The 19,011-nt window shown below is 70.2% G+C and carries 24 protein-coding genes; 11 read left to right on the plus strand and 13 right to left on the minus strand.

The window, feature by feature from the left end; genetic code table 11:
* Window positions 1-21 precede the first annotated feature (21 nt).
* From ACIQWG_RS10410 to ACIQWG_RS10420, 3 genes are all read left to right on the plus strand, one after another.
* A complete protein-coding gene (locus tag ACIQWG_RS10410; protein ID WP_404092875.1) occupies window positions 22-1,449 on the plus strand; it encodes an MFS transporter in 1,428 nt (475 codons plus the stop codon).
* A gap of 135 nt (window positions 1,450-1,584) precedes the next feature.
* Window positions 1,585-1,803 carry a hypothetical protein gene (locus ACIQWG_RS10415; RefSeq protein WP_404093551.1) on the plus strand — a complete coding sequence of 73 codons (219 nt, stop codon included), beginning with the start codon at window positions 1,585-1,587 and terminating at the stop codon, window positions 1,801-1,803.
* 49 nt (window positions 1,804-1,852) lie between these two features.
* Window positions 1,853-2,476 (plus strand): GNAT family N-acetyltransferase, encoded by a 624-nt coding sequence (locus ACIQWG_RS10420; RefSeq protein ID WP_404092877.1) that lies wholly within the window; start codon window positions 1,853-1,855, stop codon window positions 2,474-2,476.
* A gap of 8 nt (window positions 2,477-2,484) precedes the next feature.
* Here ACIQWG_RS10420 and ACIQWG_RS10425 read toward each other — a convergent pair whose 3' ends face one another.
* Window positions 2,485-3,084: a TetR family transcriptional regulator gene (locus tag ACIQWG_RS10425; protein ID WP_404092880.1), complete on the minus strand. Its 600-nt coding sequence runs from the start codon at window positions 3,082-3,084 to the stop codon at window positions 2,485-2,487.
* Between the two features lie 29 nt (window positions 3,085-3,113).
* Window positions 3,114-4,133 (minus strand): aldo/keto reductase, encoded by a 1,020-nt coding sequence (locus ACIQWG_RS10430; protein WP_404092883.1) that lies wholly within the window; start codon window positions 4,131-4,133, stop codon window positions 3,114-3,116.
* Window positions 4,134-4,327: 194 nt separating this feature from the next.
* Between ACIQWG_RS10430 and ACIQWG_RS10435 the strand changes: the two genes are divergently transcribed.
* Window positions 4,328-5,374, plus strand: coding sequence for a chitinase (locus ACIQWG_RS10435; RefSeq protein WP_404092885.1), 1,047 nt, complete (start codon window positions 4,328-4,330; stop codon window positions 5,372-5,374).
* Window positions 5,375-5,624: 250 nt separating this feature from the next.
* Here ACIQWG_RS10435 and ACIQWG_RS10440 read toward each other — a convergent pair whose 3' ends face one another.
* Entirely contained in the window at window positions 5,625-6,284 is a 660-nt protein-coding gene (locus tag ACIQWG_RS10440) for a 1,4-alpha-glucan branching protein (RefSeq protein WP_404093553.1), read from the minus strand.
* Between the two features lie 173 nt (window positions 6,285-6,457).
* Between ACIQWG_RS10440 and ACIQWG_RS10445 the strand changes: the two genes are divergently transcribed.
* Window positions 6,458-7,546 (plus strand): methyltransferase domain-containing protein, encoded by a 1,089-nt coding sequence (locus ACIQWG_RS10445; protein ID WP_404092887.1) that lies wholly within the window; start codon window positions 6,458-6,460, stop codon window positions 7,544-7,546.
* Here ACIQWG_RS10445 and ACIQWG_RS10450 read toward each other — a convergent pair.
* Window positions 7,533-8,144 (minus strand): LysE family translocator, encoded by a 612-nt coding sequence (locus tag ACIQWG_RS10450; protein WP_404092888.1) that lies wholly within the window; start codon window positions 8,142-8,144, stop codon window positions 7,533-7,535. The genes ACIQWG_RS10445 and ACIQWG_RS10450 overlap by 14 nt on opposite strands.
* Before the next feature lie 139 nt (window positions 8,145-8,283).
* Window positions 8,284-9,666 (minus strand): glycine--tRNA ligase, encoded by a 1,383-nt coding sequence (locus tag ACIQWG_RS10455; RefSeq protein ID WP_404092891.1) that lies wholly within the window; start codon window positions 9,664-9,666, stop codon window positions 8,284-8,286.
* Between the two features lie 160 nt (window positions 9,667-9,826).
* On the opposite strand from ACIQWG_RS10455, the gene ACIQWG_RS10460 reads away from it, so the two are divergent.
* From ACIQWG_RS10460 to ACIQWG_RS10475, 4 genes are all read left to right on the plus strand, one after another.
* Complete coding sequence (locus tag ACIQWG_RS10460) at window positions 9,827-10,780, plus strand: zinc ABC transporter substrate-binding protein (protein ID WP_404092894.1); 954 nt, start codon at window positions 9,827-9,829, stop codon at window positions 10,778-10,780.
* Between the two features lie 20 nt (window positions 10,781-10,800).
* On the plus strand, window positions 10,801-11,568 hold the full coding sequence (locus ACIQWG_RS10465; RefSeq protein ID WP_404092895.1) for a metal ABC transporter ATP-binding protein: 768 nt from the start codon (window positions 10,801-10,803) through the stop codon (window positions 11,566-11,568).
* Entirely contained in the window at window positions 11,568-12,470 is a 903-nt protein-coding gene (locus ACIQWG_RS10470) for a metal ABC transporter permease (RefSeq protein ID WP_404092897.1), read from the plus strand. Before ACIQWG_RS10465 ends, ACIQWG_RS10470 begins: the two co-directional genes overlap by 1 nt.
* A 61-nt stretch (window positions 12,471-12,531) precedes the next feature.
* Window positions 12,532-12,942, plus strand: coding sequence for a Fur family transcriptional regulator (locus ACIQWG_RS10475; RefSeq protein WP_404092899.1), 411 nt, complete (start codon window positions 12,532-12,534; stop codon window positions 12,940-12,942).
* A gap of 195 nt (window positions 12,943-13,137) precedes the next feature.
* On the opposite strand, the gene ACIQWG_RS10480 is transcribed toward ACIQWG_RS10475, so the two are convergent.
* The 6 genes from ACIQWG_RS10480 to ACIQWG_RS10505 are packed head-to-tail and all read right to left on the minus strand — an operon-like array spanning window position 13,138 to window position 15,948.
* On the minus strand, window positions 13,138-13,974 hold the full coding sequence (locus tag ACIQWG_RS10480; protein ID WP_404092901.1) for an isoprenyl transferase: 837 nt from the start codon (window positions 13,972-13,974) through the stop codon (window positions 13,138-13,140).
* A 16-nt stretch (window positions 13,975-13,990) separates the two neighbouring features.
* Window positions 13,991-14,737: a DNA repair protein RecO gene (gene recO / locus ACIQWG_RS10485; protein WP_404092903.1), complete on the minus strand. Its 747-nt coding sequence runs from the start codon at window positions 14,735-14,737 to the stop codon at window positions 13,991-13,993.
* The gene (locus tag ACIQWG_RS10490; RefSeq protein ID WP_404092905.1) at window positions 14,734-14,865 is read right to left on the minus strand and encodes a hypothetical protein; all 132 of its coding nucleotides are present in this window, start codon (window positions 14,863-14,865) and stop codon (window positions 14,734-14,736) included. Before ACIQWG_RS10490 ends, recO begins: the two co-directional genes overlap by 4 nt.
* Window positions 14,866-14,869: 4 nt before the next feature.
* A complete protein-coding gene (locus tag ACIQWG_RS10495; protein ID WP_404092908.1) occupies window positions 14,870-15,499 on the minus strand; it encodes a DUF1266 domain-containing protein in 630 nt (209 codons plus the stop codon).
* Window positions 15,500-15,529: 30 nt separating this feature from the next.
* On the minus strand, window positions 15,530-15,745 hold the full coding sequence (locus tag ACIQWG_RS10500) for a hypothetical protein (RefSeq protein WP_404092910.1): 216 nt from the start codon (window positions 15,743-15,745) through the stop codon (window positions 15,530-15,532).
* Entirely contained in the window at window positions 15,742-15,948 is a 207-nt protein-coding gene (locus ACIQWG_RS10505; protein ID WP_404092911.1) for a hypothetical protein, read from the minus strand. The genes ACIQWG_RS10500 and ACIQWG_RS10505 overlap by 4 nt, the downstream gene beginning before the upstream one ends.
* Before the next feature lie 113 nt (window positions 15,949-16,061).
* Between ACIQWG_RS10505 and ACIQWG_RS10510 the strand changes: the two genes are divergently transcribed.
* Entirely contained in the window at window positions 16,062-16,895 is an 834-nt protein-coding gene (locus ACIQWG_RS10510; protein WP_404092914.1) for a helix-turn-helix domain-containing protein, read from the plus strand.
* Entirely contained in the window at window positions 16,877-17,074 is a 198-nt protein-coding gene (locus ACIQWG_RS10515) for a DUF397 domain-containing protein (RefSeq protein ID WP_404092916.1), read from the plus strand. Before ACIQWG_RS10510 ends, ACIQWG_RS10515 begins: the two co-directional genes overlap by 19 nt.
* Here the strand turns inward: ACIQWG_RS10515 and ACIQWG_RS10520 are convergent.
* Complete coding sequence (locus ACIQWG_RS10520) at window positions 17,058-17,954, minus strand: DUF6879 family protein (RefSeq protein ID WP_404092919.1); 897 nt, start codon at window positions 17,952-17,954, stop codon at window positions 17,058-17,060. The genes ACIQWG_RS10515 and ACIQWG_RS10520 overlap by 17 nt on opposite strands.
* An 82-nt stretch (window positions 17,955-18,036) precedes the next feature.
* Complete coding sequence (locus ACIQWG_RS10525) at window positions 18,037-19,011, minus strand: SCO2521 family protein (protein WP_404092922.1); 975 nt, start codon at window positions 19,009-19,011, stop codon at window positions 18,037-18,039.

Raw genomic sequence — 19,011 nt, forward strand, 5'->3', positions numbered from 1 at the left:
AGCGGGCGCAGGCTCGTCAGCGTGACCGAAACCATCACTGCGCTCAAGGCCCGGACCACCGACGCCCCACCTTCACTCGGCGGCCTCGGCCTCTTCACGGTGCTGCTCGCGGCGGCACTGCCCCTCATCGACTTCTTCATCGTCAACGTGGCCCTGCCCACCATCGGCCACGACCTCGCGGCGAGCGAGGCCGTGCTGGAACTCGTCGTGGCGGGCTACGGGTTGGCGTACGCCGTGCTGCTCGTCCTCGGCGGGCGGCTCGGCGACCTCTTCGGCCGGCGCCGCCTGTTCCTCGGCGGCATGGCGGCCTTCGGGCTCACCTCACTGGCGTGCGGGCTCGCGCCCACCGCGTGGACGCTCGTCGCGGCGCGGGTCGCGCAGGGCGCGGCGTCGGCGGCGATGCTGCCGCAGGTGCTGGCCACCATCCAGGCGGCGACCAGCGGTCAGCGCCGCGCGAAGGCCATGGGGCTCTACGGCGCGACCGCCGGACTGTCCATGGTGGCCGGGCAGATCCTCGGCGGCGTACTCGTCGCGGCGGACATCGCGGGCACCGGCTGGCGCTCGGTGTTCCTGGTGAACGTGCCGGTCGTCCTCGTCGGCCTGTTCCTGGCCGCCCGCGCGGTCCCGGAGACCCGTTCCCAGCACCCGGAACCGGTCGACGCCCCCGGCACGGTCCTGCTCGCCGCCGCCCTCCTCGCGCTGCTGGCCCCGCTCACCGAGGGCCGGGCGGCGGGCTGGCCGCTGTGGACGTGGCTGTCGCTGACGGCGTTCCCGCTGGTGGCCGCGGCGTTCTACGCGGTGGAGCGCGGGGCGGACCGGCGCGGCCGTACCCCGCTGGTGCCGCCGAGCCTGTTCGAGCTCACGTCCCTCCGGCGTGGCCTGGTGATGATCGTGCCGTTCTCGATCGGCTTCAGCGGCTTCATGTTCGTGATCGCGGTGGCGTTGCAGCAGGGGGCGGGCCATGGGCCGGTCGAGGCGGGGCTGGCCCTGGTCCCGATGGCGGTGGCGTTCTTCGGCGTCTCCCTCGCCGGGCCCCGGCTGGTGACCCGGTACGGCACCCGGGTCGTGACCGCCGGCGCGGTGGTCCAGGGCGTGGGCGTGGCGCTGATCGCGCTGGCCGCGTGGCGTTCCTGGCCACAGCTCGGTCTGCTCGAACTGCTCCCCGGTGCCGCGATCGCCGGCGCGGGCCAGGCCCTCCAACTCCCCGTGGTCTTCCGGATCATCCTGTCCGAGGTGCCGCCGGCCCGGGCGGGCGTGGGCAGCGGGGTGATGATCACGACCCAGCAGTCGGCGCTGGCGCTGGGTGTGGCGACCCTGGGCACGCTGTTCCTCTCCCTGGTCCCGGGGGCCGGAATGCGCGACGCGCTGATCACAACTCTGCTGGTCCAGCTGGCCGGTGTGGCACTGACGGGCCTGCTCAGCCTGCGTCTGCCGCGGAACATCAGCTGATCGAGATGTGAGGGTGTGGCCACAGGTTGGACAACTCGCCGGGAAAGAGTCCCTGTTGATGTTGGTCTTGCTGCACACTCCTTGCTGCGCGAGGGCGCGCACGCAGACTCGATGTCCTGGGACGCTGGAGGCGTCATGCTGGAGATCAACACGAGCAAGGTGAGCCGCTGGGACCACCACGGGCGCGAGCACGTCGTACGAGTACAGCGCAAGGGCGCGCAGCGGACGATCCGGTGCGACACCTGCGGCTGGCGCAAGAACGCCCAGTTCCTGCCGTGGCTCAAGGCGGAGGAGCACCTGTCGGAGGCCCACCAGGCGACGGTGGACCCGACGGATTCCCAGCCCGACCGATGACCGCACCCAGCACCCGAACCCGGCACCCGAACCCGATGGCCCGTATCCGATGACCCGCATCCGCCGGTACCGCCCCGAGGACCGGGAGGCCGTGGAGGACGTCTGCGTCCGCACGGCGCACGAGGGCGGTGACAGCCGTCCCCACTACCGGGATCCCGGTGTCTTCCCGGCGGCCTTCGCTCTGCCGTACGTCGTCCTGGAGCCCGATCTCGCGTTCGTCCTGGACGACGGGACGGGCCGGGCGGTCGGCTACGTCCTGGGCGCCGCCGACACCCCGCGCTTCGTGCGGGCCTTCCGCGCGCAGTGGCTCCCCCGGGTCGCCGGCCGCCACCCGGAGCCGTCCGGCCCACCAGCCACCCCGGACGAGCGGATGGTCGGTCTGCTGCACGACCCGGAGCGCATGCTGGTCCCGGAGGTCGCGGCCTACCCGGCCCATCTGCACATCGATCTGCTCCCGGCGTGGCAGGGCCGGGGCCACGGCCGTGCGCTGATGGGCACCCTGCTGGGGGCCCTGCGGGACAAGGGGGTGCCGGCCGTCCATCTCTCCATGGTCACGGCCAACACCCCGGCCAGGGCGTTCTACGACCGCCTCGGCTTCCATGAGATCGAGGTCCCGGACCCGGGCCCGGTGACCTACCTCGGCCGTACGACGGGAGAGCCGGACCTTCGGTGACCGGCGGCTCAGTCCCGGGCCCGCAACCCTCGTATCAGCAACTCCACGACCACCTCGAACTCCCCCTCCACACCCGGCTGTTCCCACTCCCGCGCGTAGTGCGGGTCGTGGAAGCGGTCCGTAGCGCGGAAGAGGGCGACGGCCGTGGTGGCCGGGTCCTCGGCGGTGAAGGCGCCGGCGTCGGCGCCCGCGCGGACGATCTCGGTGAGCTGGCCGGTGAGTTCGGCGATGTGCTCGCCGACGACGGTCTCCGCGGTCTCCGTGGTCAGCACCGAGTACGTGGCGAAGAGTTCGGGGTCGTCGAACGCCTTGCGGCGCTTGGCGGCGAAGAGCGCCGCGAGCCATTCGCGCACCCGGGTCTCGGGGTCCAGGCCCGGGGCGGCGACGATCGCCGCGAGCACGTCCGTCGTACGGTCCAGCCACCTCTTCGTCACGGCCTCCCGCAGCGCCGCCTTCGTGCGGAAGTGCCGGTAGACGCTGCCATGGCTGACGCCGAGCGCGCGGGCCACGTCGACCACGGTGGCCTTGGCCGGGCCGTGGCGGCGCAGCACCTCCTCGGTGGCTTCGAGGATGCGCTCGGCGGTCAGGGTCTGGGGCGTCGGTGACATGCCCTAGACCGTACCCGGCAGGTCGGACGTCACTTGGTGCCCAGGTGGGCCATCTGCGCGGCCGGGTAGCGGTCACCCGCCGCCGCGTCGGCCGGCACCGCCTGCTCGATCTCGGCCAGGTCGGCCGCCTCCAGGGTGACGTCCAGCGCGCCCAGCGACTCGGTGAGCCGCTCGCGGGTGCGGGCGCCGACGAGCGGCACGATGTCGTCGTTGTGCCGTGCGCCCTGTGCGAGCACCCAGGCGACGGCGATCTGGGCGACGGAGACGCCCTTGCGTTCGGCGATCTTGCGCAGCGCGTCGACCAGGTCCAGGTTGTGCTGGAGGTTCTCGCCCTGGAAGCGGGGCGACATGGACCGGAAGTCGTTGGCGGCGAGTTGCCGGTCGCGGGTGAAGTGGCCGGAGATCAGCCCGCGGGACAGGACGCCGTACGCCGTGATGGAGATGCCCAGTTCACGGGTGGTCGGCAGGACGGACTCCTCGATGCCGCGGGAGATCAGGGAGTACTCGATCTGGAGGTCGGAGATCGGCGCGGTGGCGGCGGCCCGGCGGATCGTGTCGGCGCCGACCTCGCTGAGGCCCACGTGCCGGACGTATCCCTGCTCGATGAGTTCCGAGATCGCGCCGACGGTCTCCTCGATCGGTACGTCGGGGTCGAGCCGCGCGATCCGGTAGACGTCGATGTGGTCGACGCCGAGGCGCTGGAGGGAGTAGGCGGCGAAGTTCTTCACGGCGGCCGGGCGGCCGTCGTACCCGGACCAGCCGCCGGCCGGGTCGCGCAGCGCGCCGAACTTCACGCTGAGCAGGGCCTGTTCGCGCAGGCCCGCGGGTGCCGTGCGCAGGGCCTCGCCGATCAGCATCTCGTTGTGGCCCATGGCGTAGAAGTCGCCGGTGTCGAGCAGCGTCACGCCGGCTTCCAGGGCGGCGTGGACGGTGGCGATCGACTCGGTCCGGTCCGCGTCGCCGTACAGCGCGGACATGCCCATGCAGCCGAGGCCGAGGGCGGAGACCTGGGGGCCGGTGGTTCCGAGGGAGTGGGTTCGCATCGTCATGCCTCCACCTTGCCCTAACAGCTGACAGATTTCAATATCTGTCAGTCCATACTCGTCACTGCATGGTCGCTGTTGACGACGCGGCACAGGCAACGAACTGCTCCAGACTGGTCCAGACCTATTGACGAGAGGTCTGGACCACGAGCAATGTCATGCCTACGACACCTCACCGCACCCCCCACCGGGAGGCCCGTATGCTCCGCCGCGCCCTCAGCCTGCTCACCGCCGCGCTGGCGACCGCCTGTCTCACCCAGCTCCCCGCCGCACCCCCCGCGTCCGCCGCCGACACCTGCGCGGTCAAGTCCAAGCCGTCCGGCAAGGTCCTCCAGGGCTACTGGGAGAACTGGGACGGCGCGGCGAACGGCGTCCACCCGCCCTTCGGCTGGACCCCGATCACCGACTCCCGTATCGCCGCGCACGGCTACAACGTGATCAACGCGGCGTTCCCGGTCATCCGCTCCGACGGGACGGCCCTGTGGGAGGACGGCATGGACTCCGGGGTGAAGGTGGCGACACCGGCCGAGATGTGCGCGGCTAAGGCGTCCGGGCAGACGATCCTGATGTCCATCGGCGGCGCGACGGCCGGCATCGACCTCAACTCGACGGCCGTGGCGGACCGGTTCGTGGCGACGATCGTCCCGATCCTTCAGAGGTACAACTTCGACGGCATCGACATAGACATCGAGACCGGCCTGACCGGCAGCGGCACCATCACCCAACTGTCCACGTCCCAGGCCAACCTGATCCGCATCATCGACGGGATCCTCGCCCGGATGCCGTCCAACTTCGGCCTGACCATGGCCCCGGAGACGGCGTACGTCACCGGCGGCAGCGTCGTCTACGGCTCGATCTGGGGCGCGTATCTCCCGGTCATCAAGAAGTACGCGGACAACGGCCGGCTGTGGTGGCTGAACATGCAGTACTACAACGGCAGCATGTACGGCTGCTCCGGCGACTCCTACTCCGCCGGCACCGTCGAGGGCTTCACCGCCCAGACCGACTGCCTCAACAAGGGCCTCGTAGTGCAGGGCACGACCATCAAGGTGCCCTACGACAAGCAGGTACCGGGCCTGCCCGCCCAGTCCGGCGCGGGCGGCGGCTACATGTCACCGTCCCTCGTCACCCAGGCCTGGCGCCACTACGGCACTGCGCTCAAGGGCCTGATGACCTGGTCGATCAACTGGGACGGCTCGAAGAACTGGACCTTCGGCGACAATGTCAGGTCACTACAGGGCCGCTGACCACCGACTCCCGCTGAACCAGCGGCGCCTGCCCGCCTTCACGGCCCACCTCCCGGGATGCCGGGCGGCGCCGCGTCCAGCACCTCATCGGGGCGCACGCGGGGCGGGCGGGCCGTCGCCCACAGCCCCGGTGGTCGCCGGAGGTGAGGCCGCGCCTCAGGCTCCCCGCTGAACCGGCGGATGACGTACTCGCCTCAGCCCCGCGAGCGGCGCCCCTCAGAAGTCCGGGCGCAGCAGCGACAGCGCGACCTCACGCACCCACATACAGCGCGCCGAACAGCCCCTGCACGCGGGTGCCGTCCGGGAGTTGCCAGGTGCCGCCGAAGTGGCCGACGGCTCCCTCGGGGAGGAGGGGCGCGTCCTGCGGGAGGGGCCGCAGCGTTCGCTGGACGTGGAGGGTCGTGCCGTCCGGGGCGGGGAGGCGGGTGCCGTCCGGTGAGTCCTCCGCGACGGGGGCCGTGACCTGCTCGGGCGGCAGGCCCGGGCCCGCGTAGGAACGGGTGACCTCCCGGTCGACCATGTCGGTCACGCTCTGCGCCTGGGCCTCGGCCCGCCCCTCGATCAGGGCCCACAACTCGGCGGCAAGCACCGGGTCGTGACAGCCGTCGTAAGCCCAGCGGCGGCCCAGCACCCCGTGCTCCATGGTCCCCACGAGAGCGTGCTCCGCGCCGTCGAGGGGCGCGCCGCGATAGGTCAGCGGCACCAGGTACGCGACCGGCTCGGGCCCGGCGTCATCGGTGGTCACCATGAACTCGATCCCGACCTCGCCCTGCGGATCGTCCAGCCGGAACCCGCCGGCCTTGGCGAGACGGGGTTCACCGGCACCGACGTACCAAGGGCGAGTGGGCAGCCAGGTGGCGAGCAGTTCCAGCTTGGTCGGCGTGACGGTGGTGTGGTGGATGACGGCCATACCGAAGGCTCTCACGGAACCCGGCACCCTGGTACGCTTTTTCGATCATGACGATGACGTACTTCTTCCACCTCCGCTAGCCGCTCCGTCGGCACGACGCGGATCACCCCGGCGCCGACGACGCGGGACGGTCTTCCACCGTCCCGGGCTGCGACGTGGGAGAAGACGGAATCATGCGCACACGGCGCGTGTTCTTGGTGGCGCGATGCGTACGCGGGCTGGAGCCCGCGCTCGCCACGGAGATTCTGCGGACGGGTTCCGCGACCATCGACCGGATCGGCCACCGCGAGGTGGGTTTCCGGACGGACGACCATCACGACCTTCGGCTGCGGACCGCCGACGACGTCTTCCTGCTGGCACACCGCCGGGACGACATCGGCCCGCACAAGCGCGACCTGGCCGCCCTGGCCGAGATGGCGCGTGCCGTCGACCTGGACGCCCTGGCCCGAGCGCGCCGGGCACACGGCGGCCCGCCCGGCTTCGGCGGGGGCGTCGAGATCTCGGCGTCGTTCCTGGGACGCAGGACGTACAGCCGCTACGACATCGAGGACGGCGTCGGCCGGGTCCTGGCCGAGCGCGCGGGGCTGCCGTACCACACCCGCCGGCACGGCGATCCGCCCCCGCCCGGCCACAGCGGCTGGCGGCTGACGCTGGACGGCACCCACGCCTGTCTGCTGCTCCGCCTGGGACACCGCCCGGCGCACCGGCGTGCCTACAAGAACACCACGATCGCGGGGACGCTCCATCCCCCGGTCGCCGCCGCCATGGCCCAGGCGGCCGAACTGCGGCCGGGGCAACGGGTGTTGGACCCGTGCTGCGGCGCGGGAACGCTGCTGATCGAGGCCCATCACACGGTGCCCGGCACCACCCTGCTCGGCTTCGACGTCGACCCGGTCGCCTGCCAGGCGGCACGGCGGAACGCCGGACCGCTCCCCGTCACCGTCGGACACGGCGACGCCGGCGCCCTCCCGTTGGCCGACCGCGCTGTCGACCGTGTGCTGTGCAACCCGCCCTGGGGAGCGCAGGTCGACGCGGCCGGGCGGCTCGCCGGGCACCCGGAGCGCTGGTGGCACGAGCTCGCCCGGGTCCTCACCGACGAGGGCCGCGCGATCGTGCTGCTGCCCGAGGCGGGCGGGCTGGGTCACGCCCTGGCCGTCGGCCTGGCCCCCGTGCAGGTGCGGCAACTGAGCCTGTTCGGCAGCCGGCCGCTCCTGGTCCACCTGGAACGCCCGCGCCCCAGGCGGCGCTCTAGCGGGCGGTGACGGCCAGCTTCGCGCCCAGCGCCACGAACGACCCCGCGAAGGTCCGCCGCAGCCAGGTCATCACCCGGGGCCGGGAGACGACCTGGCTGCGGACGGAGGCCGCGAGGACGCCGTACGCCGCGAAGACGAGGAACGTGGCGAGCATGAACACCCCGCTCAGCGCCAGCATCCGCGGCACGGCGCGTGCCTCGCCCGGGTCCACGAACTGCGGCAGAAAGGCGAAGAAGAACATCGTCAGCTTCGGATTGAGGATGTTGATCAGCACACCCCGCACGATCACCCGCCCCGAGGAGACCGGCGCGGCACCCTCGTCCACCGCGATGGCCTCCTTGTCCCTGAGCGTCGCCCAGGCCATGTAGAGGAGGTACGCGACACCGGCGTACTTCAGCACCTGGAACGCGACCGCACTCGCGTGCAGCAGCGCGGCCACCCCGGTCACGGTGGCCACCATGTGCGGCACGATCCCGAGCGTGCAACCGAGAGCGGCGACCACACTCGCCCGACGGCCACGGGAGAGACCGGCGGCGAGGGTGTAGACGACACCGGTACCGGGAGTGGCGACGACGACGAGGGTGGTGAGAAGGAAGGCGAGACTCATGCCGCCACCCTGCCGCGGTCGCCGGTTGCGCATACAGGGCCAATCGCGGGTCCGGTTACGGGACCAAAAAACCCCGATCCCGTCGCGGCGCTCGACGGCCGTGACGAAACCGGGGTTTCTCAGTCGGTGCCCGCGGGACCTAGCAGCCGACGAGCCGGCTCGCCAGGTAGCCCTCGATCTGGTCGAGGGACACCCGCTCCTGCTTCATCGAGTCACGCTCGCGGACCGTCACGGCGTTGTCGTCGAGGGTGTCGAAGTCGACGGTCACGCAGTACGGCGTGCCGATCTCGTCCTGGCGGCGGTAGCGGCGGCCGATGGCGCCGGCGTCGTCGAACTCGATGTTCCAGTTCTGGCGCAGCGCCTGGGCGAGACCCTTGGCCTTCGGGGAGAGCTCCGGGTTCCGGGACAGCGGCAGCACGGCCACCTTCACCGGCGCCAGACGGTGGTCCAGGCGCAGCACGGTCCGCTTCTCCATCTTGCCCTTGGCGTTCGGCGCCTCGTCCTCGACGTAGGCGTCGAGCAGGAACGCCAGCATCGCCCGGCCGACACCGGCCGCGGGCTCGATGACGTAGGGGGTCCAGCGCTCGCCGGCCTCCTGGTCGTAGTACGCGAGGTCCTGGCCGGAGGCCTTGGAGTGGGCGTTGAGGTCGTAGTCGGTGCGGTTGGCCACACCCTCCAGCTCACCCCACTCGTTGCCGCCGAACTGGAAGCGGTACTCGATGTCGGCGGTGCGCTTGGAGTAGTGGGAGAGCTTCTCCTTCGGGTGCTCGTACCACCGCATGTTCTCCTCGCGCAGGCCCAGGCCGGTGTACCAGTTCCAGCGCTGCTCCATCCAGTACTCCTGCCACTTCTCGTCCTCGCCCGGCTTGACGAAGAACTCCATCTCCATCTGCTCGAACTCGCGGGTGCGGAAGATGAAGTTGCCGGGCGTGATCTCGTTGCGGAAGGACTTGCCCATCTGCGCGATGCCGAACGGCGGCTTGCGGCGCGAGGCGGTCTGCACGAGGGCGAAGTTGGTGAAGATGCCCTGGGCGGTCTCGGGACGCAGGTAGGCGACCGAGCCGCTGTCCTGGGTCGGACCGAGGTGGGTGGAGAGCAGACCCGAGAACTGCTTGGGCTCGGTGAACTGGCCCTTGTTGCCGCAGTTCGGGCAGTTGATGTCCGCCAGGCCGTTCTCCGGGAGGTGGCCCTTCTTGGCCTCGTACGCCTCTTCCAGGTGGTCGGCGCGGAAGCGCTTGTGGCAGGAGGTGCACTCGGTGAGCGGGTCCGTGAAAGTGGCGACGTGGCCGGAGGCCACCCAGACCTCGGGGGCCAGGATCACGGACGAGTCGAGACCGACCACGTCCTCGCGCGACGTCACCATGTAGCGCCACCACTGGCGCTTGAGGTTCTCCTTGAGCTCGACACCCAGCGGCCCGTAGTCCCAGGCGGCGCGCTGGCCGCCGTAGATCTCACTGCAAGGGAATACGAAGCCACGGCGCTTGCTCAGGCTGACGATGGTGTCGATCTTGTCGGCGGCCACGGTGCTCTCTTCATTACGACGACGGGCGACGAAGCGAGGCGCTTCACAGCGAATGCTTCAGGGTACCGGCGGGGGCTCCCCCTCAATCAAATCGGTAGCCCTCTGTGGACCACCTCACGCTTGTTGACAACCGTTTCCACTTTCGCTGAAAATGACTGTCATGAACGTACGACGACCACACATATCCGGGATCGCCCTCGCGGCCGTCACCGCAGTAGGCATCGGCGCGCTGTCCGCCTGCTCCTCGGACAGCTCGGCCGCCGGCAACACGGACAAGTTCGACGTCGTCGCGTCGTTCTACCCGATGGCCTTCCTCGCCGAGCAGATCGGCGGCGACCACGTGAAGGTCACCAGCCTCACCGAGCCCGGCCAGGAGCCGCACGACCTGGAGATCAGCGCCAAGCAGACCGCGCAGCTGGACGAGTCCGACGCGGCGCTCTACCTCAAGGGTCTCCAGCCGTCCGTCGACGAGGCGATCGCCCAGGCCGGCCTCGACACGAAGATCGACGCGGCCACGCTGACCAAGCTGGAGGACCACGGCGACGTCGAGCACGAGCACGAGGGCGAGGCCCACTCCGAGGAGGAGTCGCACGGCCTCGACCCGCACGTCTGGCTCGACCCCGTGAAGTACGCCGAGATCGCCAAGGGCGTCGGCGCGGCCTTCGAGAAGGCGGACCCGGACCACGCCGCCGACTACAAGAAGAACACCGAGGCGCTGGTCAAGAAGCTCGACGGGCTGAACACCGAGTTCGCGGACGGGCTGAAGAACACCAGGAGCAAGGTCTTCTTCACCAACCACGCCGCCTTCGGCTACCTCGCCGAGCGCTACGGCCTGACCCAGGAGGCCATCTCCGGCGTCGACCCGGAGAGCGAGCCCAGCCCGGCCCGGATCAGGGAACTGCGGGACGAGGCCAAGGCCGACGGCGTCACCACCGTCTTCTACGAGACCCTGGTGTCCAACAAGACCGCCAAGACCCTCGCCGACGACGCCGGCCTCAAGACCGACGTCCTCGATCCGCTGGAGGGCATCACCGACAAGTCCAAGGGCGACGACTACTTCCAGGTCATGGAGGCCAACCTCGCGGCCCTGGAGACCGCCCTGGGAGCCAAATGATCAACGCTAGGGAGGACGGCATGACCGAGCCCGTCATATCGCTGCGCGAGGTCCGCGCCGAGCTGGGCTCGCGCCCCGTCCTGCGCGGCATCGACCTCACCGTCCGGCGCGGTGAGGTCGTCGCGCTGCTCGGCGCCAACGGCTCCGGCAAGTCGACCGCCGTACGCACCGTCATCGGCCAGGTACCGGTCAGCGCCGGCGAGGTCGAGCTGTTCGGCACCCCGCGGTCCCGGTTCCGCGACTGGGCGCGGCTGGGCTATGTCCCGCAGCGCACCACGGCCGCCGGTGGCGTGCCCGCGACGGTCGGCGAGATCGTCTCCTCGGGCCGGCTGTCCCGCGCGCGTTTCGGCGTCTTCCGCAAGGCCGACCACGCGGCCGTACGCCGCGCCCTGGAGCTCGTCGGCATGGCGGACCGGGTGAAGGACTCGGTGAACGCCCTCTCCGGCGGCCAGCACCAGCGGGTGCTCATCGCCCGCGCCCTGGCCTCCGAGCCCGAACTGCTGATCATGGACGAGCCGATGGCCGGCGTGGACCTGGCCAGCCAGGAGGTGCTCGCCCGCACGCTCCGGGAGCAGGTGTCCCAGGGCGCGACGGTGCTGCTCGTACTGCACGAGCTGGGCCCGCTGGAGCCGCTGATCGACCGGGCGGTCGTCCTGCGCGACGGCTGTGTGCTGCACGACGGCCCGCCGCCGAAGGCGGTCGGCCAGCACGCGCTGCCCGGCCACGACCACGTACACCCGCACGCGGCTCACGACGCCGAACCGATCCGGACGGGACTGCTGAGCTGATGGACTTCCTGAACTACGACTTCATGCAGCGGGCACTGCTCGCCGCCGTCCTGGTCGGCATCACCGCCCCCGCCGTCGGCATCTACCTCGTCCAGCGCCGCCAGGCGCTGATGGGCGACGGAATCGGCCATGTCGCGATGACCGGCGTGGGCCTCGGCTTCCTGCTCTCCTGGTCGCCGGTGTGGATGGCGACGCTGGTCTCCGTGCTCGGCGCGGTCCTGATGGAACTGATCCGCTGGTACGGCAAGACCCGAGGCGACATCGCCCTCGCGATGCTCTTCTACGGGGGCATGGCGGGCGGCGTGATGTTCATCAACCTCGCGCCGGGCGGCTCCAACGCCAACCTGACGTCGTACCTCTTCGGCTCCCTGTCCACGGTGAGCGAGTCGGATGTGACGGCGATCATCCTGCTCGCCGCGTTCGTGGTGCTGGTCACCCTGGGCCTGCGCCGCCAGCTGTTCGCGGTGAGCCAGGACGAGGAGTTCGCCCGGGTCACGGGCCTGCCGGTGCGCGCCCTGAACCTGCTGACCGCGATCACCGCGGCGGTGACCGTGACGGTCGCCATGCGCGTGGTCGGCCTGCTGCTGGTCAGCGCGCTCATGGTGGTGCCGGTGGCGGCGGCCCAGCAGCTGACCCGCAGCTTCGCGGCGACCTTCGCCATCGCCGTCGCGATCGGCGTCACGGTGACCATCGGCGGCACCGTCACCTCGTACTACCAGGACGTGCCGCCCGGCGCGACGATCGTGCTGCTCACCATCGGCGCGTTCATCGCACTGACCGCGCTGGCGACCCCGCTGGCCCGGCGCAGGGCCCGCGCCCTGGCGGCCGCGCACCCCTCGGGCGACCCGGCGGAGTGCGCGATTCCGGCCAGCAGGGAGAGCGACGGAAAGGTGAGCGTCTGACCGCGCACAGCACGGGCTGGCACAATGGCCCGGCAAGGCGCAGACGTGAGGAGGCATACCGGTGACGACCGCTGGACCGCCCGTTAAGGGCCGCGCGACCCGGCAGCGGGCCGCCGTGGCGGCGGCCCTCGACGAGGTCGACGAGTTCCGCAGCGCGCAGGAACTCCACGACATGCTCAAGCACAAGGGCGACTCGGTCGGGCTCACCACGGTCTACCGCACGCTCCAGTCCCTCGCCGACGCCGGCGAGGTCGATGTCCTGCGCACCTCCGACGGCGAGTCGGTGTACCGCCGCTGCTCGACCGGCGAGCACCACCACCACCTCGTCTGCCGCGTCTGCGGCAAGGCGGTCGAGGTCGAGGGCCCGGCGGTGGAGAAGTGGGCGGACGCCATCGCGGCCGAGCACGGCTTCGTGAACGTGGCGCACACGGTGGAGATCTTCGGTACGTGCGCGGAGTGCGCCGCGGGCTGAGCCGTTGAACGTGCGGGTGGGTGGGGTGACCGTCCCCTGGGGGCTGCGCCCCCAGACTCCCGCTCCGGCCCCGAAAGGGCCTCGTCCTCAAACGCCGGACGGGCTGAAATGCCCGGACCGGCGTGGGGGCGGAGCCCCTGGGGGTGGGACGGGTAGGGGCGGCGAGGGAGAGAACCCCCTCGCGCACCCACCAGGTCACTCCTCCGGGCGGCCCTCCATCGCCAGCAGCTCCTCGTTCGGGATCGCGCCGCCGAACCGCCGGTCGCGCGAGGCGAACTCCACGCAGGCACGCCACAGGTCACGCCGGTCGAAGTCCGGCCACAGCACGTCCTGGAAGACCATCTCGGCGTAAGCGCTCTGCCAGAGCAGGTAGTTGGAGGTGCGCTGCTCACCGCTCGGCCGCAGGAAGAGATCCACGTCCGGCATGTCCGGGTAGTACAGGTACTTCGCGAAGGTCTTCTCCGTCACCTTCGACGGGTCGAGCCGCCCGGCCCGCACATCCTCCGCGAGGGCCTGCGCGGCGTCCGCGATCTCGGCCCGGCCGCCGTAGTTCATGCAGAAGTACAAGGTCAGCTTGTCGTTGTCCTTGGTCTGCTCCTGGGAGATCTCCAGCTCCCTGGCGACCGACTTCCACAGCTTGGGCATCCGGCCGACCCAGCGGACCCGCACCCCCAGCTCGTCGAGCTGGTCCCGGGTCTTGCGGATGAAGTCCCGGTTGAAGTTCATCAGGAAGCGCACCTCGTCGGGCGAGCGCTTCCAGTTCTCGGTGGAGAAGGCGTACAGCGAGATCGCGCCGACGCCCATCTCGATGGCCCCCTGGAGGACGTCCAGCACGCGCTCGGCGCCGACCTTGTGGCCCTCGGTGCGCGGCAGACCGCGTTCCTTGGCCCAGCGGCCGTTCCCGTCCATGACGATCGCCACATGCTTCGGGATCAGCTCGCCCGGAAGCTTCGGCGCGCGGGCACCCGACGGGTGCGGCTCCGGCGCCCTGTAATCGCGTCGTCGGCGCCCCAGGAACCCACTCACGGCCATGTGTTTGTCGTCTCCCTTACTTTTCCACGTACCGAAGCGATCGCAGCCCGCGCTCCAGGTGCCAGTGCAGATAGGCCGACACCAGCCCGCTGCCCTCCCGCACGTACCGCGGCTCGCAGGCGTCCGCCGTCTCCCAGTCTCCCGTAAGCAGCGCTCCGAGCAGTTCCAGGGTCTGCGGCGACGGTACGACGCTACCGGGCACCCGGCAGTCGACACAGACCGAGCCCCCGGAGGCGACCGAGAAGAAGCGGTTCGGTCCGGGCATTCCGCACTTGGCGCAGTCGCTGAAGGTCGGGGCGTAGCCGTTGACGGCGAGGGATCGGAGCAGGAACGCGTCGAGGATGAGGTGCGGGGCGTGCTCGCCGCGGGCGAGGGTGCGCAGGGCGCCGACCAGCAGCAGATACTGCTGCACCGCCGGCTCGCCCTCGTGGTCGGTGAACCGCTCGGCGGTCTCCAGCATGGCCGTGCCCGCGGTGTAGCGGGTGTAGTCGCTGACGATCCCGCCGCCGTACGGAGCGATGGTCTCGCTCTGCGTGCACAACGGCAGTCCGCGCCCGATCAGCTCGCTCCCCCGCGCGAAGAACTGCACGTCGACATGCGAGAACGGCTCCAGCCGGGCACCGAACTTCGACTTGGTCCGCCGCACGCCCCGGGCCACGGCCCGCACCCGCCCGTGCCCACGAGTGAGCAGCGTGATGATCCGGTCCGCTTCCCCCAGCTTCTGGGTGCGCAAGACGATGCCGTCATCCCGGAAGAGACTCATCGCCGACCTCCACACGCCACCGGCCGGGGGTCCGGGGGGCGGCCCCCGGGACAGCACAGCATGATCCGGTCCGCTTCCCCCAGCTTCTGGGTGCGCAGCACGATGCCGTCGTCGCGGAACAGACTCATGGGTTCATTCTCTCGTACGGCGGCGGTCGGGGTGGCTGATGGCGTCCCAGGGGGCCATGTTCCACGGGCTGGAACGATTCTCCGGGTTCAGCAGGGAGCGCAGATGCTCATCGGCGACCTCCTGCGGCACCGGGGCACCGGAGTCCTCCGCGCCGCGCAGCCCGTCCCGCCACACCTTCCGTCCGAGCAGGTAGTGGGCGGCGTACTCGTGCCAGGAGCCGTACGTCCCCACCACCGCCGGCACGATGTTCTTCAGCGCGGTCCACGCGTCCCCCTCGTCGATCAGCCCGCAGGCGAAGCCACGGCGGGCGAGGTCGACGTACAGCGCGGCGTCCCAGGCGAGCGGCGCGACACCGGTGAGCCGGTAGGCCCTGGCCCGGTAGCCGGTACGGCTCAGCTCGTCGAGCCGGCCGGCCAGCTGGGCCCGCGAGGTGATCTCCCACTGGTCGGCCAGCCAGCGCCGGGCGCTGTCGTCGTCGATCCGCGCGTACGGGTACAGCGTGGTCCGCGAGGCGCCCCGGTCCCGGCTCACCGGCGCGCTCAGCGCGACCATCCACAGCTGGTGCACGGTGAGCGGCACGGGGTAGCGGCGGGCCGCCTTCACACCGCGCCTTCTCCATCTCCACAAGGCCATGCCGCCGCACCCTATGCGCCCGCCCCTACGTCAAGGAACCTCGCCCCTGCTGCGTGCGTTCGCGTACGCCGTCGCCGCGCGCAGCCGTTCGGCGGGCGTGGCGTTCCGTACGGCCGCCGGCTCGGCGTCCCACTCCTTGCCGCCGCCGTACGGCCTCAGCTGGACGTACGGCCCCTCGTGTCCCATCACCACGCCGATCCGACCCGAACGAGTGTCGACGACATACGACCCCACCGGCGGTTTCATCGCAGTGCCGCCGCGAGGCGCTTCGCGGTGTCGACGGAACAACGGCCCAATTCGACGAGCGGGCAAGGGGCTTCACGCGCAAGACTCGCCGGATCGATCCGGAGTGTCGGCAGCGTAATTCCTGCCTTCTGGAGCACCGCCCGCAATTCCTTCACCGTTTCCTCCGCTTCTTCGACGCAGCGCGCCGAGTGTCGTGCCGTCACGTTGCTCCCCTCCCCATTGGGTTTCACGCTTCCTATCTCCATGGTGACCTGCGACGCCTACACTCGGCAGGAGTCTGTGCTCTACAAGTGCGGTGCAGGGCAAGGGGGTTGCCATGGCCAATGGTTCGCGTCAGGCGGCGTGGGAGTTCTTCGGGGCGGAACTGAAACGGCGCCGGGAGAACGCCGGGATCACTCAAGCGGAGTTGGGTTCCCGGGTATTTGTCTCCGGCGGATACATCGGCCAGTTCGAACAGGCAATTCGAAAGCCGCAACTTGATGTAGCGAGGCGGATTGACGAGACCCTGCAAACCGACGGTATTTTCGAGCGCCTTTGGCGAAAGCTCATCAAGGAGCAGCCGTACGCGGAGTATTTCGCGCACGCCGCGGAGTTGGAGCGGCTGGCGACGGCCATCTGCGACTGGGCACCGGCGGTCGTGCCCGGGCTCCTGCAAACCCCTGAGTACGCACGCGCCATCTACCTCGCCAGCAACCCGCTCGCGACGGACAGGTACATCGAGGAGATGGTCGGGCTGCGCCAGGAACGCGCGCGGCTCCTCAAAGACGCCACGAGGCCGATGTACTGGGCGATCCTGCACGAGGCAGTGCTGCGCATCCCAGTAGGTGGCTCTGCCGTGATGGCGGCCCAGTTGGAGCACGTGGCGACGATGCTGCGTCAGCGCAAGGTGCTGGTGCAGGTACTTCCGTTCGCCGCGGGAGCCCACCCTCAGATGGGCAAGATGATGACCCTCAAGCAGTTCGAGGACGCCCCACCAACCGCCTATACAAAGGGGGTGTTTTCGGGGAGTCTGTTGGACGATCCGGCTGTAGTGAAGCGAACACAGGCGGATTACGATCTCCTGAGGGGCGCCGCGCTGTCGTTGGAGGCGTCCCTGGCACTGATCGAGTCGGTGGCGGAGGACTACAGACGATGCAGGAGTACGACCTGAGCAAGGCCCGCTGGCGCAAGAGCACCTACAGCGGGGGCAGCGGCGGCGAGTCGTGCGTCGAGGTCGCCGACGGAGTCCCCGGCGCAACCCCCGTCCGGGACTCCAAACTGGCCCCGGACAGCCCCGTACTCCTCATCTCCGCCCCGGCCTGGGACAGGTTCCTCACGTCTCTGAGGTGACCCGTGGAGCCGTCTGCTGACGCTCCGCCTCCGTCCAGAGCTCGGTGAACTGGGTGACGTGGTCCTCGATATGGTCCGGCTCGGTGCTCAGCAACGTGCTGTCGGGGTTGTTCTCCTGGTCCGGCTTCGTCTCGTGGCAGAGTTCGCCGTCGAAGACGATGAAGTCGCTCACCCTGGGGTTGGACTCCATCAGCGCCCGCACCGCGATACGCGCGTCGATGCCCCGCCGTCGATGGTCGTCGCACAGCGCCCGGAGCTCCGGTGTGACCTCGTCCTCGGTCCGCACGATGAACAGGCGCCGGATCTCCACGCCCCGCTTCTTGATCGCCTTCTCCTGCGCGGAGAGGTACCGTTCGGCGGGCCCGCTCCTCCAGAACTCCCGGTCCACCGAGGTGCTGGTGGCGTCGAGGGTCATCTTGACGCAGTCGGTGATGTCGATCAGCCACTCGTGGTTCTCACCGGGGCAGTCCGCGCTTCCGCTGCCGAGCCCCTCCATCATCTTGGCGAGACGGCCCAGCTCCTTCTCCGCGAAGGCCTGCACGATGTCGCCGCCCTGCTCACGGACCTTGGTGTAGCCGAGCACCAGCCGGGTCACCTCGTCGGAGCGCAGCACCGAACCATCGACCTGACTGAACAGCTCCGTCGCGGCGAGGATCTCGTTGAAGCGGGTGTCGACCTTCTCGAACCGCTCGCCGAAGTCGATCAGGTACTGCACGATCAGCGCCGCGCTGCCGATGACGATGGACGCCACCCACTGCCAGATGTTCCCGTCGTCCTCGCTCAGGATGCTGGTGAGCAGGAAGGCCCCGCCCGCCGCCCCGGCGGTGATGACGATGCGCCAGAACATCTTGGGCATGCGCTGCTCAGGACGCGGCACCACTTGCCCGTTGCTACTTGCTCCTAATGACGACGCTCCACTCATGTCTCATCCCCCGTCGGGTGTCTGGTTCGGGTACCGCCCCTCAGCGCACGTCGCTGAGCGCCTGGTGCGGTGTAGCCACGGCCTGGAGGGCCAGTCGGTCCCGGATGCGCCGGCTCAGGTTCTCCCACTGCCGGGAGAACCCAGGTTTCTCCTCCAGCACGTCCCACAGGTGACCCAGTGCGGGGTCCACATGTGCGCGCGGCATCCACAGGTGCAGCAGATGTACGACGACGGGATGCAACGTGTCGACCACGGAAGGCCCGTCCGTCGTACCGAGCCTGCTGTTGTCAAGCATGTGCTGAACAGTCGTCAAAAGCCAGTCGTGCAGGGCGAGATCCTCACAGATGCCCGCGGCCGATGCCGCCGGAATGTGCTCCGGCAGCCGTATCTCCATGGTCCGCAGCCCGCCCTCGGCCACGGTGAAGTTCACCAGCGACGCCCGCTCACCGTCGGATTCCCGGCGGGCGATCCAACGCAGCCTGGTGGGACTCGACTTGAAGGGGACCCGCCGGTCCAGCAGGGCGTGCCGCCTAAGTCCGGCCAGCAGCCCCTCGGCGATCATCCCGAGGTCCAGCTCACCGCGCCGCGCCCCCCTCAACACACCTTCCGCGGTGGCGTGTTGGGGCAGCTTGCCGAAGGGTTCGACCAGGCCGGGCCGGACCAGGTACTGCCCCCACGGGCGGCGCACGTCGGGCCCGGTGGCGGGGAGACTGAAGTACGCCGTCGCCTGGAGGACCCGGCCCTCGGTCAGCGCCGCGCGGGCGGCCACCGTACCGACGCCCCGCACCTTGGAGCCGTTGGACGCGGGCAGCCGGCAGTCCACGCCGGTGAGGATCTCGGGGGAACGGGCGTACATGCTGGGCCGCTCGGACACCCGGACGGGTTCGTCGGCGCGCAGCCGGAGCAGTTGGGCGGCGGCCCGGGTGTCCAGCGCCTGGTGGGACGGGAGCAGACAGGTGCGCACCTCACCGCAGGCGAGGACCGTGCGCGCGGGGTGTCCGGGGGCCGCCGTCAT

Origin of the sequence: Streptomyces sp. NPDC098781, assembly GCF_044759995.1 — a bacterium.
In the GTDB taxonomy this organism is placed as follows: Bacteria; Actinomycetota; Actinomycetes; order Streptomycetales; family Streptomycetaceae; genus Streptomyces.

What these genes read in the sequence shown, in the direction of transcription:
- ACIQWG_RS10415 (WP_404093551.1), top strand. Translation starts at nt 1,585, where the DNA reads ATGCTGGAGATCAACACGAGCAAGGTGAGCCGCTGGGACCACCACGGG.
- ACIQWG_RS10420 (WP_404092877.1), top strand. Translation starts at nt 1,853, where the DNA reads ATGACCCGCATCCGCCGGTACCGCCCCGAGGACCGGGAGGCCGTGGAG.
- ACIQWG_RS10425 (WP_404092880.1), bottom strand. Translation starts at nt 3,084, where the DNA reads ATGTCACCGACGCCCCAGACCCTGACCGCCGAGCGCATCCTCGAAGCC.
- ACIQWG_RS10430 (WP_404092883.1), bottom strand. Translation starts at nt 4,133, where the DNA reads ATGACGATGCGAACCCACTCCCTCGGAACCACCGGCCCCCAGGTCTCC.
- ACIQWG_RS10435 (WP_404092885.1), top strand. Translation starts at nt 4,328, where the DNA reads ATGCTCCGCCGCGCCCTCAGCCTGCTCACCGCCGCGCTGGCGACCGCC.
- ACIQWG_RS10440 (WP_404093553.1), bottom strand. Translation starts at nt 6,284, where the DNA reads ATGGCCGTCATCCACCACACCACCGTCACGCCGACCAAGCTGGAACTG.
- ACIQWG_RS10445 (WP_404092887.1), top strand. Translation starts at nt 6,458, where the DNA reads ATGCGCACACGGCGCGTGTTCTTGGTGGCGCGATGCGTACGCGGGCTG.
- ACIQWG_RS10450 (WP_404092888.1), bottom strand. Translation starts at nt 8,144, where the DNA reads ATGAGTCTCGCCTTCCTTCTCACCACCCTCGTCGTCGTCGCCACTCCC.
- ACIQWG_RS10460 (WP_404092894.1), top strand. Translation starts at nt 9,827, where the DNA reads ATGAACGTACGACGACCACACATATCCGGGATCGCCCTCGCGGCCGTC.
- ACIQWG_RS10465 (WP_404092895.1), top strand. Translation starts at nt 10,801, where the DNA reads ATGACCGAGCCCGTCATATCGCTGCGCGAGGTCCGCGCCGAGCTGGGC.
- ACIQWG_RS10470 (WP_404092897.1), top strand. Translation starts at nt 11,568, where the DNA reads ATGGACTTCCTGAACTACGACTTCATGCAGCGGGCACTGCTCGCCGCC.
- ACIQWG_RS10480 (WP_404092901.1), bottom strand. Translation starts at nt 13,974, where the DNA reads ATGGCCGTGAGTGGGTTCCTGGGGCGCCGACGACGCGATTACAGGGCG.
- recO (WP_404092903.1), bottom strand. Translation starts at nt 14,737, where the DNA reads ATGAGTCTCTTCCGGGATGACGGCATCGTCTTGCGCACCCAGAAGCTG.
- ACIQWG_RS10490 (WP_404092905.1), bottom strand. Translation starts at nt 14,865, where the DNA reads ATGAGTCTGTTCCGCGACGACGGCATCGTGCTGCGCACCCAGAAGCTG.
- ACIQWG_RS10495 (WP_404092908.1), bottom strand. Translation starts at nt 15,499, where the DNA reads ATGGCCTTGTGGAGATGGAGAAGGCGCGGTGTGAAGGCGGCCCGCCGC.
- ACIQWG_RS10500 (WP_404092910.1), bottom strand. Translation starts at nt 15,745, where the DNA reads ATGAAACCGCCGGTGGGGTCGTATGTCGTCGACACTCGTTCGGGTCGG.
- ACIQWG_RS10510 (WP_404092914.1), top strand. Translation starts at nt 16,062, where the DNA reads ATGGCCAATGGTTCGCGTCAGGCGGCGTGGGAGTTCTTCGGGGCGGAA.
- ACIQWG_RS10515 (WP_404092916.1), top strand. Translation starts at nt 16,877, where the DNA reads ATGCAGGAGTACGACCTGAGCAAGGCCCGCTGGCGCAAGAGCACCTAC.
- ACIQWG_RS10525 (WP_404092922.1), bottom strand. Translation starts at nt 19,011, where the DNA reads ATGACGGCGGCCCCCGGACACCCCGCGCGCACGGTCCTCGCCTGCGGT.